The sequence below is a fragment of the Caballeronia sp. HLA56 genome (genome assembly GCF_054655155.1).
On record NZ_BAAHOB010000001.1, the window covers coordinates 127,138 to 141,789 of the forward strand.

At 63.7% G+C, this 14,652-nt stretch carries 16 protein-coding genes; 4 read left to right on the plus strand and 12 right to left on the minus strand.

Annotated elements, in window-relative coordinates; translation table 11 throughout:
- Nucleotides 1–9: 9 nt before the first annotated feature.
- The 9 genes from pqqD to ACYQ47_RS00640 all read right to left on the minus strand — a co-directional run bounded on the left by pqqD (nt 10) and on the right by ACYQ47_RS00640 (nt 8,415).
- Nucleotides 10–318: a pyrroloquinoline quinone biosynthesis peptide chaperone PqqD gene (pqqD, locus tag ACYQ47_RS00600; protein WP_250467553.1), complete on the minus strand. Its 309-nt coding sequence runs from the start codon at nt 316–318 to the stop codon at nt 10–12.
- Entirely contained in the window at nt 315–1,049 is a 735-nt protein-coding gene (gene pqqC, locus ACYQ47_RS00605) for a pyrroloquinoline-quinone synthase PqqC (protein WP_250467708.1), read from the minus strand. Before pqqC ends, pqqD begins: the two co-directional genes overlap by 4 nt.
- A gap of 40 nt (nt 1,050–1,089) precedes the next feature.
- Nucleotides 1,090–2,019 (minus strand): pyrroloquinoline quinone biosynthesis protein PqqB, encoded by a 930-nt coding sequence (gene pqqB, locus ACYQ47_RS00610; RefSeq protein ID WP_309848349.1) that lies wholly within the window; start codon nt 2,017–2,019, stop codon nt 1,090–1,092.
- A gap of 25 nt (nt 2,020–2,044) precedes the next feature.
- Nucleotides 2,045–2,614 carry a cytochrome b gene (locus ACYQ47_RS00615; protein WP_244828831.1) on the minus strand — a complete coding sequence of 190 codons (570 nt, stop codon included), beginning with the start codon at nt 2,612–2,614 and terminating at the stop codon, nt 2,045–2,047.
- 69 nt (nt 2,615–2,683) lie between these two features.
- Nucleotides 2,684–3,502, minus strand: coding sequence for a formylmethanofuran dehydrogenase subunit C (locus ACYQ47_RS00620; protein WP_459904190.1), 819 nt, complete (start codon nt 3,500–3,502; stop codon nt 2,684–2,686).
- A complete protein-coding gene (gene fhcD / locus ACYQ47_RS00625) occupies nt 3,499–4,449 on the minus strand; it encodes a formylmethanofuran--tetrahydromethanopterin N-formyltransferase (protein ID WP_459904191.1) in 951 nt (316 codons plus the stop codon). Before fhcD ends, ACYQ47_RS00620 begins: the two co-directional genes overlap by 4 nt.
- On the minus strand, nt 4,450–6,153 hold the full coding sequence (locus tag ACYQ47_RS00630; RefSeq protein ID WP_459904192.1) for a formylmethanofuran dehydrogenase subunit A: 1,704 nt from the start codon (nt 6,151–6,153) through the stop codon (nt 4,450–4,452).
- Complete coding sequence (locus ACYQ47_RS00635) at nt 6,150–7,451, minus strand: molybdopterin-binding domain-containing protein (RefSeq protein ID WP_459904807.1); 1,302 nt, start codon at nt 7,449–7,451, stop codon at nt 6,150–6,152. The genes ACYQ47_RS00630 and ACYQ47_RS00635 overlap by 4 nt, the downstream gene beginning before the upstream one ends.
- A 235-nt stretch (nt 7,452–7,686) precedes the next feature.
- Complete coding sequence (locus ACYQ47_RS00640) at nt 7,687–8,415, minus strand: HisA/HisF-related TIM barrel protein (protein ID WP_459904193.1); 729 nt, start codon at nt 8,413–8,415, stop codon at nt 7,687–7,689.
- Nucleotides 8,416–8,428: 13 nt separating this feature from the next.
- Between ACYQ47_RS00640 and ACYQ47_RS00645 the strand changes: the two genes are divergently transcribed.
- The 3 genes from ACYQ47_RS00645 (at nt 8,429) to ACYQ47_RS00655 (ending at nt 11,238) form a co-directional block, all read left to right on the plus strand.
- The gene (locus tag ACYQ47_RS00645; RefSeq protein ID WP_459904194.1) at nt 8,429–9,460 is read left to right on the plus strand and encodes an ATP-grasp domain-containing protein; all 1,032 of its coding nucleotides are present in this window, start codon (nt 8,429–8,431) and stop codon (nt 9,458–9,460) included.
- Nucleotides 9,460–10,560 (plus strand): hydantoinase/oxoprolinase family protein, encoded by a 1,101-nt coding sequence (locus ACYQ47_RS00650; RefSeq protein WP_250527028.1) that lies wholly within the window; start codon nt 9,460–9,462, stop codon nt 10,558–10,560. The genes ACYQ47_RS00645 and ACYQ47_RS00650 overlap by 1 nt, the downstream gene beginning before the upstream one ends.
- 90 nt (nt 10,561–10,650) lie before the next feature.
- Complete coding sequence (locus ACYQ47_RS00655; protein WP_244828824.1) at nt 10,651–11,238, plus strand: amino acid kinase family protein; 588 nt, start codon at nt 10,651–10,653, stop codon at nt 11,236–11,238.
- Nucleotides 11,239–11,286: 48 nt separating this feature from the next.
- Here the strand turns inward: ACYQ47_RS00655 and ACYQ47_RS00660 are convergent, their stop codons facing one another.
- The 3 genes from ACYQ47_RS00660 to pqqA form a co-directional block, all read right to left on the minus strand.
- Nucleotides 11,287–11,988 carry a (5-formylfuran-3-yl)methyl phosphate synthase gene (locus ACYQ47_RS00660; RefSeq protein WP_459904195.1) on the minus strand — a complete coding sequence of 234 codons (702 nt, stop codon included), beginning with the start codon at nt 11,986–11,988 and terminating at the stop codon, nt 11,287–11,289.
- 33 nt (nt 11,989–12,021) lie between these two features.
- Complete coding sequence (locus tag ACYQ47_RS00665; RefSeq protein ID WP_459904808.1) at nt 12,022–12,606, minus strand: DUF447 domain-containing protein; 585 nt, start codon at nt 12,604–12,606, stop codon at nt 12,022–12,024.
- 96 nt (nt 12,607–12,702) lie between these two features.
- Nucleotides 12,703–12,777, minus strand: a complete 75-nt coding sequence (gene pqqA, locus ACYQ47_RS00670; RefSeq protein ID WP_008354335.1) for a pyrroloquinoline quinone precursor peptide PqqA — start codon at nt 12,775–12,777, stop codon at nt 12,703–12,705.
- 381 nt (nt 12,778–13,158) lie between these two features.
- Here pqqA and ACYQ47_RS00675 point away from each other — a divergent pair, with 381 nt between their 5' ends.
- Nucleotides 13,159–14,649, plus strand: a complete 1,491-nt coding sequence (locus ACYQ47_RS00675; protein WP_244828822.1) for a form I ribulose bisphosphate carboxylase large subunit — start codon at nt 13,159–13,161, stop codon at nt 14,647–14,649.
- The last annotated feature ends 3 nt before the right edge of the window (nt 14,650–14,652 follow it).

Below are 14,652 nucleotides of genomic sequence, written 5' to 3' on the forward strand. Positions count from 1 at the left end.
CTCCAGCACTTACGCAAGCCAGCCGCGCGCACGCGCTCCGGCAATGAAAGCCCGCACGTCGTCACCGAGATTGCTCGCGCCGAACGCTTCTTCGAGATCGGCGACGAGCTTCGGGATATCGCGCGTGCCGTCGCAGCGCAAAAGAATCTGCGCCGCGCTCTGATTGAGCTTCACCATGCCTTCCGGATAAAGCAGCACATGCGCGTCCTGCGCCGGTTCCCATTGCAGACGAAACAGGCGCTTGAGTTGCGGGCGCAACGCGTCGTCCGGCGCTTCGACCGCTTCCGTGATTCGTTGAGGAGGATTGGCGTCGCTCATTGCGGGAAGGCCTTTTCGATCGAATCGAGCATGGTCCAGAGGATGTCGAGCTTGAACTGCAGGATGTCGAGCGCGCGTTGTTGCTGCTCGCGCGTGTTGAAATGCGCGAGCGTGACTTCGAGCCCGTGTTCGACATCGCGCTGTGCAAGCGACACGCGTGAACGAAAATACGCAAGCCCGTCCGGCTCGATCCACTTGTAGTGCTCGGGCCACGTCGCAAGCCGGTCCTTGTGAATCTGCGGCGCGAACATCTCCGTGAGCGACGAACACACCGACTCTTGCCACGGCGCACGACGCGCGAAATTCACGTAGGCATCGACGGCGAAGCGCACACCCGGCGTCACGAACTTGAGCGACCAGAGATCGTCGCGCGAGAGGCCGACGGCATCGCCCAGACGCGCCCACGCCTCGATGCCGCCAGGCTGATCTTCGTAACCGTCGTGATCCAGAATGCGCAGCACCCAGCGGCGGCGCGTCTTGCGATCGGGACAATTCGCCATGACGGCCGCATCTTTCAGCGGGATGTTGATCTGATAGTAGAAGCGGTTCGCCACCCAGCCGCGAATCTGTTCCGGCGAACAGCCGCCGCTATTCATCTTCACGTTGAAGGGATGGTGGATGTGATACGCCGTGCCTTTCGCGCGCAGTTGCTCTTCGAACTGTTCGCGCGTCCAGGCGGGGCCGGCTTCCTTCAACGCGGTGAAGATCGGGCCGGTCGTGGGATTGAGCATCGGCGTGGCGGGAAAATCGGACATCCAGTTTCTCCGGAATTCAAAGCTCGAACGTCATGCCGTCATGCGCGACTTCTATGCCGTGCTCGGACAGTATGCGCCGTTCGGGTCCATCCTCGATGAGGATCGGATTGGTGTTGTTGATGTGAATGAGCACTTTGCGCACCTTGCGCGTGTTTGCGCGGTCGATCGAATCCAGCACCTCGATCATGCCGCCCGCGCCGCTTTGCGCGAGGTGGCCCATGTCGGCGCCGGTTTTCTTCGTGAGGCCGAGGCGGATCATCTCGTCGTCGGTCCAGACGGTGCCATCGACGAGCAACAGGTCGGCTTCGCGCATGGCATCGAGCACATGCGGTTCGAGTGTCCCTAAACCCGGCGCATAGAAAGCACGCTTGCCCGTGGCCGTATTCGTGAACATGAGGCCGATGTTGTCGCCCCGCTCGGGCGCCTCCCGATGTGGCGAATAAGGCGGCGCCTTGCTCGATAGCGGCAGCGCATCGACGGCAATACGCGGCAGCTCGGGCACCGTGAGCGAAGTGCCATCGAGCGCGATACGCCGCTGCTCCACGCCGCAGTAATGCGAAAGAATCGACGTAATGGGAAAGCCGGTGGAAAGGTCTTGCCACACTGCGTCGGTCGTATAGAGCGGCAGCGGTGCGCCGCGCTCGCGCAACATCAAGAGTCCGGTGACGTGATCGATCTGCGCGTCCATGGTGATGACCGCGGCGATTCCGGTGTCACGCACGCGCCGCGCGGGCTGCAGTTCAGGATTCGCCGCGATCTGCGCGAGAATATCCGGCGATGCGTTCACGAGCAGCCAGTCTTCGCCGTTGTCGCTGACCGCAATCGACGACTGCGTGCGTGCCCGGGCAGCAATGGTCCCGCGCCGCACGCCGTCGCAATTGCGGCAATTACAGTTCCATTGCGGAAATCCGCCACCCGCCGATGAACCCAGCACGCGGATCTTCATAACGCCTCGCTCAAAACTAGTGCCGTCATGGCCACATCCTTCTCAAGAGACCATCGCGGTCGATCAACTGATGCTTCAACGCACCAAGAAAATGCAAGACGACCAGCGCGGCCATGATCCACGCCAGATAGCCGTGGATGCCGAAGAACAGGCCGCGCAACGCCTTGTCGTCCCAGCCCCATTGTGGCAGAAGCACACCCCAGAAGCGCGTGCCGAACTTGTTGAACGACGAACCGAGGTATCCGGTGAGCGGCATTGCCACCATGCCAACGTATAAAAGAGCCTGCGTGATGCTCGCGGCGGCGCGTTGCCACGTCTGCATCGGCGGTAGAGGCGGCCGGCCGTAGACCAGTCGCACTACGATTCGAAGCAGCACCAGCAGGAAAACGGTCAGGCCCAGCGACTTGTGGAAGTTGATGAGCGACGACTTGAAGGCCAGCCCGCGCGGCAGGCCGACCATATAGAAGCCGATGCACAGCATCGCGATGATGGCGATGGCGATCAGCCAGTGCAGCGCGATCAGCGGACGGGCGAAATGCTCGTCCGACGCCTTCACGCCGGGGCGTATGGCAGCGGGCGTTTTCGCTGCGCTCATGTCGTCTCTCCGTTGGAAGGGGTTCGGTCTCTTGGTAACGGGCCCACTGGGTCCATTCTTATCGTCTGCTCAACGCTTGGCGATCAGCAATTCCCCGCGTCCGTCGACAGCGAGATCGCCCGCGTAGCGTCGAGGCAACGCGCGCGAGTCGAGTGTCGCAAAAGGCGCCATCTCGCGGGCCAGCATGCGCGTGAAGAGCGCCCAGAAGACATCGAAGCCGTGACCGCCTTCGGTGAACGTCGGCGCTATGCGCGGCTCGTGAAATAGCACGAGCGTGCCGCGCCGCATGCCGTAGGCTGCATGCGCGCCGGTCTTGCCTGCAATACATACGCTACCCGCTACCATGCGCGACGCCGCGAAGTCGCCTGCATTGCCGGCGACGAGCACGGTGCCTCGTCGCATACGGTCTGCAAGACGCGCGCCCGCGTTGCCGTGAATCACGAGCGTGCCGCCGCTCATGCCGTCCATGTCGCCGGCTAAAGCGCCTGCCGCGAAATCGCCTGTATTGCCGCGCACTTCGAGGCGACCGCCTTGCATCTCGCATGCAGTGAATGCGCCCGCGTTGCCATGAACGTGCAACGCACCGCCTGTCATGCCCATGCCCGCGTGATCGCCGGCATCGCCATGCACTTCGATCCTGCCTTCGGCGAGCTTCGCGCCGATGCGATCGAGCCAACGCGCATCGCCTTCGACGAGCAGGGACGGCGTGTTTGCATCGGCTCTAGCGATGTCGAACAGTTCGCCAAGCGCGCAACGTTCACCCGCGCCCTGCAATTCCAGATGCGTCAATTCATCGGTGGATAAGGAAGCAAGCGCCGACGGTAGTAATGTCGATGCATCCACGCGAAAGCCGGGTGCACCTTTCACGCGCAATGTAATGGCGTTCATGCGCGGCTCCCGTCGATGCCCGCCGCCAATTCATGCAGCTTGAAGTGATACGGTCCGAGCTTGCCGCCATAGTTGCCTGCTGAAATGCGCAGCACGCCGCCCGCGCGGCCGATCGATGTTGCGGCTGCCATGCCCGCCGTCATCGCGGCGCCCACGTCCGCATCGGTCAATCCGTCGATGACTATCTCCAGCACGCAAGCCACGTCGCTCGTCAACTCGCTCTTCTTCGACAAGCCGACGAGCGTCGGGCAAAACGCATCGTTGGTCGATGCCGACGCGCCCGCGTACTTCGAGCCGATCTTCGAACCCGAGCGCACCACGCCGCCCGGAAACGGCGTGATGATGTTGGGCAAGCGATGCATCGCCGCGACCGCTGCCTCGGCCGCGGCAAGCGCGCTATTCAGGTCGCGCGCGAGGAACAGCAGATTGCCGCCGCCGACAGCCTTCACCGTCGCCGTGGATTCCTCGCAAACGAATTCGCCATCCATGACGGGCACGCGCCAGTAACGCGTGCCGTCGAGCATCTTCGAGATCTGATAGCCGTCGCCGAAAAAGCGCAAGCCTGCGCCGAGTGGCGCGTTGTCGGAGAGCGGCGCGCGGCTCGTCGCGGGATCGATGCCGCCATAAACCGCCGTCGTAGGACAGGTGAGCACGCACTGACCGACGCGCCGTGCAATCTGCTTGGCGAGTTCCTTCGACGATATCGCGAACATCAACACCGCGACGCCGGGCCTGCCGTCGGGCGTTTCATCGCCGTTCATGTCGCGTTCGATGCCCGCCTCGCAGCCGCAATCGATCACGGAGGTCGCAAAGCCGGTCAACGAATTCGCCGCGTGGCGCGCCCACGTCGGCGTGTGCGCGGTGATGACAAGACGCGTTGCCTTCATCGGAAAGGCTTCGGCGAAGGTGTCGTCTATCTGTGTGTCGTTGATGCGAAGCGCGGTCATTCATCGACCCCCGCTTGCGTCGAAGCACGCGACCGGCAAGAGCCGTCCGCCATTGCAGCACGCGCAGATTTCGTCGTCGCCGATGGCTAGCTTCTCGAACTTGCTCGCGAGATTCGCTTCGGCGAATTCGCGCACGCGCTTTTCGATGGCGCGGTCGTATTCGGGCTGCACGTAATGAATGCCGCCCGTGGGCGTGGCGAGCAATGTGCCGTCACGCGCGATCAGTTCGCCGTCCTTGAACACGAAGGCGGGTGACGTGAACATGCGTTCGCGGTCCGCGTCTTCGCGATACACCGCGATATCCGCCGCCGCGCCTTCGCCGAGATGTCCGCGGTCCGTGAGCCCGAGCAGACGCGCGGGGCCGGCGCGCGTGATGATCGCGATATCGTAGAGCGAGAACTCGCGCTCGATGTTTCCAAGCGCGCTGGCGGTTTTGGCATCGGCGTGAAGCTTGGCGAGTTGTTCGTCGCGAAACGACTTGTCCATCAACAAGCGAATCAGATGCGGATAGCTCGTAAAAGGCGCGCCATTCGGATGATCGGTGGTCATCGACACTTGCCACGGGTCGTCGACGAGCAAGAAGATTTCGAGGCCGATGATCCATTGCAGCGCGTTGACGAAGCTCTCTTCGCGATAACGAAACGGCACGACGCCGCAGCCTGCATCGCATTCGATATCGCCCAGCACCCACTTGCGCGGATGCGCGAGCGGCGCGTTCTTGAACTGCATCATCGTGTCGCCGGACGCGGTGACGGTCTGGCCGAACATGATCTGCCCGACGTCGATGGTCACGTTGGACCGTGCGTTGACCGCTTCGGCAATCGCGCGCGCGCCCGATGAAAACTTGCGCGGACCTTCCGTGCCGTAGCTATGAAACTGGATATGCGTGAGATGGATTGGCAGGCCTTCGGCGGCTTCCATCGTCTTGATGGTCGATTCGAGATTGCCCGGCACGCCGAGATTGCTCGCATGCACGTGCAAGGGATGCGGCACGCGCAACTCGGTCAGCGCGCGCGTGAGCGTGCGCAGCACATCGCGTGGCGTGATGCCGTAATGCACGTGCTTTTCATCGACATCGAGCGAGCGCTGATTGAACTTGAATGCCGAGATGCCGCCCGGATTCACCACCTTCACGCCGAGCGCCTTGCTCGCGTTGACGGTCCAGCCCACGTAATCGCGCAGACGTTCGAACTCTTCCCGCGCGGCGAGCATCCGCAGGAACAGTTCGTCGTTGCCCATCATCACGTAAGCGCCGTGATCGATGATCGGTGTATCGCCCATTTCCAGATGCGCGTGGCGCGCGTTGGAGGCGATCATCGCGGGTTCGAACGCGGCCGTGTAGCCCATTTCCGCATAACGGTAGCCGGTGGCGAGCGTGCCGGGCGTGCATGTGCCGCATGAAGGCAGGCGCAGATAACGGCCTTCGTCGTCGTTGCGTCGCGTTGCGAGCGGATCGTTGCGATGATCCTCGGGCAACAGCAGCCGCGACAGATTCGTCTTGCCGCCGCCGATATGCGAATGCAGATCGATGCCGCCCGCCATCACCACCATGCCGCCCGCGTCGAAGTCGCGTTCGGGCGCGATGGATTCGCCCGCTGCATCCGCGACGATGCGGCCATCGCGGATATAGATGTCGCGCTTGTGCCCATCGACTTTGTTGACGGGGTCGAAGACCACGCCGCCGCGCAGACGCGTGAGGCTCATGACGGCCTCCCGGCTTGCGTCAGTTCGCGTACGATGGCCGCAACGGTGGGATAAGCGGCATCGCGCGCGGCAACAAGCGGCGCGACCACGGAACCGTCCACGCGAAACAAGTGCCCGCCACTGTCGATGCCCGGCGTGGCCACGGGGATGAACACGGTAGGCGCGCGACGCGTGCCGACAACCGTCGCACGATGGCCAAGGACGATGGCAGGCACATCATCGTCAAGCGATGCAGGCAGCGCTTCGGGCGCGAAGCTCGACACCCATAACAGCGCATCGATCTCGCCGCGGCTCGCAAGCGTCTCGGTGCGATAGCGCCATGAATCGTGATCGAGCGGCAAGCCGTAGGCCACGCGCGTGCGCAGCGGAAAACCCGAGAGCCATGTGACGGCCTGATTCACCGTGAGTGCGCCATCGTCGCCGCCAAGGGCAAGCGCGCCGGCACGCGTCGTCTTGTTGAGCGCCTTGACGATACGGCTCAACGCTTCGATGGCCAACGCCGCGTGCGGGCCCGGCAGCGCCGCCGGCTCATGGATGATGGCCGTGTATTTCGCGGCCAGAATGCGTTCGGTAAGCGCGGCGAGTTCGCTGGCGGCGCCCGTGTCGTCGTTCAGTGCTGCGGGCTTTCGGCCTTCCACCAGTGCGGACCATATGGCGAGCATGTCGAACGGTTCGGCGTTTTCCAGTCGCGCTTCGACACGCGCGCCCGCTGCGGGATCGACGCCGCACCCGACGAACACGATATCCACGCCGCGATCTTTGGCCGCAATGCGCTCGTAGAAACGCGGATAGCGCCGCGCCGGTTCGCACGCGACAACCACGATGAGGTCGGCACGCGACCGCACTTCCGAGAGCGTCGTGAAGAACGCGCCACGGTCCTGCAACGCGAGGTTCGCGGCGGCGAGGGCATCGCCGTGCAAGTGATCGAGTATCGCGCCGCTCTGGGCGGCGAGTTCATAGAGCGCGCGTGCGCCGGCTACGTCGGTTGCCAGTCCGCCAAACAGCGGCCGTTTCGCCACGGACAGGATTTGCGCGGCACGCTGGAGCGCCGACGCGAGATCGGTGGCTTGCCCGTCTACCGTCGGCGGGCAGGGCACGCCGGGCGCGTCGAGCGCTGCAAGGGACGAGGCAAGCCGAGGGCAATCGGTGTTTGTCGCCGCGAGTTGTTGATCGCCGGTGAGCTTCAGCGAGATGTCGTCGCATAGCAATGGGCAGAACGGGCAGGTCCAGTTCCGTTGCCCTCTGTCCTCGGGCGACGACTGCGAAGCCGCGTTCGATGTTGTGGGAGATGCGTGCATGGGGCTGCAAAAGAGCAAGGTCCATGCCGATTTCACGCGGTGCTCCATGCGTGGTCGACAGGTCGCGCTGCCGATACTGCATTACCCACATCTGCAACGGCATTGTTCCGCAATGAAACACACTGTCACCCATGCGCGCCCGGTTGCAACAGTGGCATCCCGCACGCTTACAAAGCTCTGGCGTCGTGTTTGATGAGACATAACGGCGCGTGCCGCGCTTGGCATGGATATTGAGTCAACCTTCCGACGAACGGTGCTGGCCGGCTAGCAAGGCCGCATCATGAAGCGCCGAAGCAACGAGCCAGCCCGCGGCGCCGCTGTGCTCGGCAACCACGAGATCATCACGATGACGAATGCCGCCCGCGCCAATGAGTTCGCGCGAACCCGCGAGCGCCTTTACTGCGGCGAACGTGGTCAAGTCCGGTCCCGCGAGCGCGCCGACCTGATCGAGCGTCATGACGATGACGCGCGACGGCCACCAGTCGCTGCCCGAAGGCGTCGACCCGAGCGCGCGGCCTGCGTGATAGTCGAGCGAGAGGATCGGGTCATGGTTTGCGGCAAGGGCTTCTTCGAGGGCGTTCGGATCGAGCAGGCTTTCGGTGCCGAACACAGGGACGACACGAGAACGGGAGGACGAGCGCCTGAATGAAGCGATGCGCTCGAACAAGGCCTGCATCGGCATGAAGCCGGTATAGCCTGCATCGAGCCAGATGGAAACGCCGTCGCCCAAAGCATCGCAAATGGCGGCTAGCACAGGCGCGTGATCGCCGCGCTCGAGGATCGCGCCGAGGTCCGCAATGTAGAGCGTGCGTGAGCCGGTCGCGTGGATCAGCGCGGTGGCGACATCGACGGGTGCGCTCGTCGCGCACAACGAGGACCGGATGGGCCGATAGCCTGAGCGTTCGCCGCGCACCGCGCGCACCGCGTGGCCGTCGAGCAGATCGAGAACGGGTATCACCTGCATGGATGGCTTTCCTTTGACCAAGATCTTTGTGTTCGAGTATCTCACTGGCGGCGGCATCGATCCCGATGTCGCGGGCGCGGGCAGTCTTGCGGACCTGAGCGCGCTGATCGTCGAGGGCCGCGTGATGCGCGACGCTATCGCAGCCGATCTGCGCGCGTTGCCGGGCATCGACGTGACCATCGCGAGTTCGCGCTTCGAGCATGTCGATGCCGCCTACGCGCACTGCAAGGCCGAGCCGGGCGAATCCGTCACGCGCTTCGTCGCCCGCATGGCGCGCGCCAACGACTACGCGTGCATCATCGCGCCGGAATGCGATGGTTTGCTGCTGCGTCTTTTCGATGCCGTGGGCGCCGCGCGCTGGCTTGGCTGCGCGAAGGAAACGATTCGCGCGGCATCGAGCAAAAGCGCGACGGCCGCTTGTCTCGCGGCGCGCGGCATCGCGGTCACGCCCGCACTCGATCCCGACGATGCATCGCCTGACGACGCATGCCGCTGGGTCGTCAAGCCAGATGACGGCGCAGGCGGCCTCGATACCTACGTCTACGGCGAACTCAACGCCGCCCGCGCCGAATACCAAGCGCGCGCGGAAGCGGGCCGCAATCCCGTGCTTCAGGCGTGGGTCGACGGTGAACCGCTCAGCGTCTCGCTGATTTGCGACGACGAAGGCGCGCGCGTGGTCTCGATCAACCGCCAGAACATCGGGCTTTCGCATGCGGCTGGCAAACACATCGTCCAGTTCGATGGCGTCGATGTAGACCGTATCGATCGGCATGGGCCGCAAGGGCGCGCGCTCGAACGGCTCGCGCTACGTGTGGCGGAAGCGTTTCCGGGGCTGCGTGGCTTCGCGGGCATCGACGTTGTCTGGAACCCGGCGCGCGGGCCCGTGGTCATCGAAGTGAACCCGCGTTTGACGGTTGCTTATGCAGGCTTGAGCCACGCGCTCGCGCGCAATCTCGCGGCGGAACTACTCGCGGCGCATCACGTCGCGGGCTTTGCGGATGAACGCGATTCGGGTCCGTTGCGCGCCTGTCAGGGAGCGTCCTGATGACGCATCGGCAAGCGCCGGTTTTCGGCTGGGACGTAGGTGGCGCGCACGTCAAGGTGTCGATGACGACCCGCGAGAACGGACTCGCCGATGTCGCGCAATGGGCGTGTCCGTTGTGGCAGGGCATGACGCATCTCGAACGCGCCATCGATCACGTGTTCGAACGCTGGCCCGATGCCGCGCATGCTTCGGCGCGTCACGCGGTCACGATGACAGGCGAAATGGTCGATCTCTTCAGCGACCGCGCCGAGGGCGTGCGCACGCTCACGCGCACCCTTGCGCAGCGGCTCGGCCCGCGCACGCTGTTCTACGCGGGCGAAGCAGGCTGGCTCGCGCGCTCTGCCTGCGCGGATGGCTGGCGCAAGGTGGCATCGGCGAACTGGCTTGCGACCGCGCAATGGGTCGCGTCGTGCGTGCCGAATGCGGTGCTCGTCGATATCGGCAGCACGACCACGGACATCATTCCCATCGTGGCGGGACGCGTGGTTGCGCGCGGCTCGAACGACGCCGAGCGGCTCGTGAGCGGCGAGCTCGTTTATCAGGGTGTCGTGCGCACGCCCTTGTGCGGCGTTGCGCAACGTATCGCATTTCGTGGCGAGACCACCGGCGTGATGAACGAATGGTTCGCGACTTCCGCCGATGTGTATCGCCTGACCGGCGAACTGTGGCCGGAACACGATCAGCATGCAAGCGCCGACAACGGTCCGAAGACCGAGGCCGCGAGCCGCACGCGCATTGCGAGGATGATCGGCCGCGATGCAGCCGACGCGAGCGATGCCGAATGGCGCCGCTTCGCGCACGCGTGGCGCCACGAACAGTTGCGCACGCTCGAAACGAACCTTGCGCGCGTGAGTGCGCAGCATGAAGCGCTGGCTCGTGCACCGATCGTCGGTGCGGGCTGTGGGCGCTTTCTCGCCACGGCACTGGCGCGTCAGGAGGCGCGCGGTTATATCGATTTTGCGCGGCTGGCTGGTGTGGATGACAACGACACCGAGCGTGCCGAATGGGTTTCGACGTGCGCGCCGAGCGTGGCCGTGGGCTTGCTCGCGGCATCGGCGACGGAGCGTGCGACGGCGGGCAGCGTCATGGCATCGACGTGATGGACAGGCGACAAAGAAGAGCGGCGACGAACCGGGTGCGTGGCCCGGCGGCAGCATGAAAGCGGTCAATCTCGAACGAGGATAACGGCCATGTGGGTGGTGAAGATCGGGGGTAGCCTGAGTCACGACCCTGCGCTGCGCGAGTGGCTGACGCAGCTATGGGAAGTGGGTGGCGGGCGGGTCGTGATCGTTCCGGGCGGCGGCGATTTTGCCGATGCCGTGCGGCAGTATCAAAGCGAATGGCATTTCGATGACCTGGCGGCGCACAACATGTGTCTGCTCGCCATGGCGCAGTACGCCATTCTCATGCAAGGCGTGGCGCCTGAGCTCGTGCTAGCGTCGAACGAGGAACGCATCCGGCGCGCACTGCGCGATGGCCGCGTGGCGGTGTGGGTGCCAACCGATCTCATGCGCTCCACGCCCGACTCGATGACCAACTGGGACACGACTTCCGACAGTCTCGCCGCATGGCTTTCCGCGAGACTCAATGCGGAGCGGCTGATGATCGTGAAGTCATGCGATGTCGAAGCGAACGCGCCCTTGGAGACGCTCGCAAACGAGGGCATCGTGGACAAGCGCTTTCCGGCCTATGTGCGCGATGCCAACTACGTCGTGGAGATTTTCAGCAAGGGCGATGTGAACGTCATGCGCGACAGGCTCTTGAATCTCGCTGTCTGATGCCTCGAATGCCCGGCGCTTTTATTCCAGGCGCCGGGCATGCATGCGTCAAAGCGTGAGCGCGCGTTCGCCGTGCAGCGCATTGACCCATCGCGTCACGCGCAGCGGATCGAGCCGTCCCGCGCGTCCGGTGTTCTCATCGCATAACGCGCCGCGAAAGCCCGCGATATCGGGCCTCAACGAACGGATGCGTTCGAGATCGTTCCATCCGAGCGAACCCGCGAGCGCGGTCATACCGCCGCGGCTGCGCATGATGGCCATGCACTCCGCGAGCACGGTGACATCGACACAATCGAACAGCGTGCGTCCGTCCTTGCGAGCGGTATCGAAGACGATACCCACGAAGCCGAGTTGCACGGCAAGCGCCGCAAGCGAACGGTCCACGCCTTCGTCGGAGAGCAGCACGGGCACCACGGCCGCTGGCAAGCCCGCCAGATGACGCAAACATTCGACCGCACCGGGCCCGGCGTTCACGCCGACCTTCACGTAATCGACGCCCGCCGCGGCGACGTCGAGCACACGCGTGGTGATCTCATCGAGTGCGTCGTTGGGCAAGTCGCCGATAGTGGCGCTAATCGGCCGCACCGCGTAACGCGCGCGCAACGCGCCAACGATGCGCGCGATTTCATCGACATTCACACCGCCCAGCGCGCCCGCGCCCGGTTCCTTCAAATCGATCAGTTCCGCGCCTGCCTGCGCGGCATCGAATGCTTCATCGGCCGAGCGGACGCTCGCGAGCAATGCGGTCATGGTCAGACTCCAAGGGGGTGCTTCAGAGAGTAATCAGGAACCAAGGGCCGACGTGCTGAGCGCCCTGGCGCGATATTCATCGATAGCCTGCAATAGCCAGTTCCACGCCGTGCGTTCCGCATCGCCCGCGGTCTTGTCGATGGCAATGCGCAGATAAGCGATCTCGCTATCCACCTTCTCCGGCGGCAACATGAAAAGCCGGCTCACGAGCACCGCGCCTTCGACGACTGCCGCTTGAGCGCGATTGAAACCCGCGAACGGCGCATGCGTTTCGCGATAGACGCATTCCATGCGCAGCACGGGACGCGTCTCGTCTTCGCTCATATTGGCGAGTCGCAGTTCGGTATGCGCAAGCGTGTCGGCAAGCCGCACGCTCGGCACCGCATTGGCTGGAACCGTGGGCCAGTCGCGCGCGATGCCGGTGACACAGCCAGCAAACACGCGCACGTCCGTCGTGAAGTTGATGACGGCGCTGCGTGTGGCGATGACATTGTCGAGTGTGGTGGACGGCCTGAAAGGCGCAAGGATCGCGAGGCCGTCTTCGAAACGCACGCCCATGGGCGCGATGTGCGGCCGGCCATCGCTATTCGCTGTCGTGACGATGGTCTCGTAGATCATGGCGGCGCGCGTCGTTCGGTTGTTCATAACCGCACGGGCGAGCCGCATCGTTCTTCGAACTTCGAGCGATGCAGCGCCGTGCGGGTTCATCCGCCTTTAGCGGGTGGCGATATACATCGTGATTTCAAAACCAAAACGCATATCGGTGAAGCTGGGCGTGGTCCATTGCATAGTCGATCCTCCAATAATGACGGTGGTTGCCTCGCTTGCACGTCTGACGGATGCATTCGTCACACAGCCGGGAGACGCCGGCGCGAACGATTCACGCAAGCGTCATGCCATCCGCGCCGTGACGCCGGCAAATAGCACGGCCGGGCGACAAAATGCATTGCAAGCCGGCACTGTGACAAAAATGCAGCAAAGTGTTCCATCGGCGTGGCGAGGCTTCGCGAACGGGACAGTAGATAAGGGATTGCTTAGCCTCGTGCAAGTTAATCGTGAATTCCTTTCTGAAAGCCGCGAGCCTACTCTGCATTCACAGCAGGCGAACACAACAGCGCGGCGGGCGCCATCGAGCGAACGTCCTCTCATCTCCACTGTCGAGGAAACGGAATGAACGACTTCAACAAGGCTGCTGTAGAGGCAGCGCGCAATCCGTCCGATCCGCGCTCGCGTTATGCGGCCGGCGTCATGAAGTATCGCGAGATGGGTTACTGGCAGCCCGATTACGTGCCGAAGGATACGGATGTCATCGCGCTCTTTCGCATCACACCGCAAGCGGGTGTCGATCCTGAAGAAGCCGCGGCAGCCGTTGCGGGCGAATCGTCGACGGCGACGTGGACGGTGGTCTGGACCGACCGTCTCACCGCTTGCGACATGTACCGCGCAAAGGCGTATCGCGTGGAGCCCGTGCCCAATGCACGCGCCGACGATCCGCAATACTTCGCGTATATCGCTTACGACCTCGATCTGTTCGAGGAGGGGTCCGTGGCGAATCTCACGGCATCGATCATCGGCAACGTCTTCGGCTTCAAGCCTTTAAAGGCGCTGCGGCTCGAAGACATGCGCATTCCGGTTGCGTATCTAAAGACGTTTCAAGGGCCGCCGACGGGCATCGTCGTCGAGCGTGAACGGCTCGACAAATACGGACGCCCGTTGCTCGGCGCGACCGTCAAGCCCAAGCTCGGCCTCTCGGGCAAGAACTATGGACGCGTGGTCTATGAAGGTCTGAAGGGCGGCCTGGACTTTCTGAAAGACGACGAGAACATCAACTCGCAAGCCTTCATGCACTGGCGCGACCGCTACCTCTTCGCAATGGAAGCCGTGGCGCGCGCACAAGCCGAGACCGGCGAAGTGAAGGGCCACTATCTCAACGTCACTGCTGGCACGATGGAAGACATGTACGAACGCGCGGAGTTCGCCAAGGAACTCGGCTCGTGCATCGTGATGATCGATCTCGTGATCGGCTGGACCGCCATTCAGTCGATGTCGAAATGGGCGCGCAGAAACGACATGATTCTGCATCTGCATCGCGCGGGGCATGGCACTTATACGCGGCAACGCAATCACGGCATCTCGTTTCGCGTGATCGCGAAATGGTTGCGCATGGCGGGCGTCGATCATGCGCATGCGGGCACGGCGGTCGGCAAGCTCGAAGGCGATCCGCTCTCCGTGCAGGGCTATTACAACGTGCTGCGCGAGTCGCGTAACGAAGTGGACTTGTCGCGCGGCATCTTCTTCGATCAACCGTGGGCGGGTTTGCGCAAGGTCATGCCGGTGGCGTCGGGCGGCATTCATGCGGGACAGATGCATCAGTTGCTCGACCTCTTCGGCGACGACGCCATTCTGCAGTTCGGCGGCGGGACCATCGGGCATCCGCAAGGCATACAGGCGGGCGCCGTGGCGAATCGCGTGGCGCTCGAAGCGATGGTCAAGGCGCGCAATGAAGGGCGCGACATCGTCAACGAGGGCATGGACATTCTCGAAGCCGCCGCGCGCTGGTGCACGCCGCTCAAGGCCGCGCTCGATACGTGGCGCGACGTGACCTTCAACTATGCATCCACCGATACGCCCGACTACGCGGTGTCGGCGACGCCTGCCTGACGC

Excerpts from the sequence above, each read along its gene's own strand:
- ACYQ47_RS00655 (WP_244828824.1), top strand. The coding sequence starts at position 10,651 with ATGTGGGTGGTGAAGATCGGGGGTAGCCTGAGTCACGACCCTGCGCTG.
- ACYQ47_RS00630 (WP_459904192.1), bottom strand. The coding sequence starts at position 6,153 with ATGAGCCTCACGCGTCTGCGCGGCGGCGTGGTCTTCGACCCCGTCAAC.
- ACYQ47_RS00675 (WP_244828822.1), top strand. The coding sequence starts at position 13,159 with ATGAACGACTTCAACAAGGCTGCTGTAGAGGCAGCGCGCAATCCGTCC.
- ACYQ47_RS00665 (WP_459904808.1), bottom strand. The coding sequence starts at position 12,606 with ATGATCTACGAGACCATCGTCACGACAGCGAATAGCGATGGCCGGCCG.
- ACYQ47_RS00660 (WP_459904195.1), bottom strand. The coding sequence starts at position 11,988 with ATGACCGCATTGCTCGCGAGCGTCCGCTCGGCCGATGAAGCATTCGAT.
- ACYQ47_RS00615 (WP_244828831.1), bottom strand. The coding sequence starts at position 2,614 with ATGAGCGCAGCGAAAACGCCCGCTGCCATACGCCCCGGCGTGAAGGCG.
- ACYQ47_RS00640 (WP_459904193.1), bottom strand. The coding sequence starts at position 8,415 with ATGCAGGTGATACCCGTTCTCGATCTGCTCGACGGCCACGCGGTGCGC.
- ACYQ47_RS00650 (WP_250527028.1), top strand. The coding sequence starts at position 9,460 with ATGACGCATCGGCAAGCGCCGGTTTTCGGCTGGGACGTAGGTGGCGCG.
- ACYQ47_RS00635 (WP_459904807.1), bottom strand. The coding sequence starts at position 7,451 with ATGCACGCATCTCCCACAACATCGAACGCGGCTTCGCAGTCGTCGCCC.
- fhcD (WP_459904191.1), bottom strand. The coding sequence starts at position 4,449 with ATGACCGCGCTTCGCATCAACGACACACAGATAGACGACACCTTCGCC.
- pqqD (WP_250467553.1), bottom strand. The coding sequence starts at position 318 with ATGAGCGACGCCAATCCTCCTCAACGAATCACGGAAGCGGTCGAAGCG.
- pqqC (WP_250467708.1), bottom strand. The coding sequence starts at position 1,049 with ATGCTCAATCCCACGACCGGCCCGATCTTCACCGCGTTGAAGGAAGCC.
- ACYQ47_RS00620 (WP_459904190.1), bottom strand. The coding sequence starts at position 3,502 with ATGAACGCCATTACATTGCGCGTGAAAGGTGCACCCGGCTTTCGCGTG.
- pqqB (WP_309848349.1), bottom strand. The coding sequence starts at position 2,019 with ATGAAGATCCGCGTGCTGGGTTCATCGGCGGGTGGCGGATTTCCGCAA.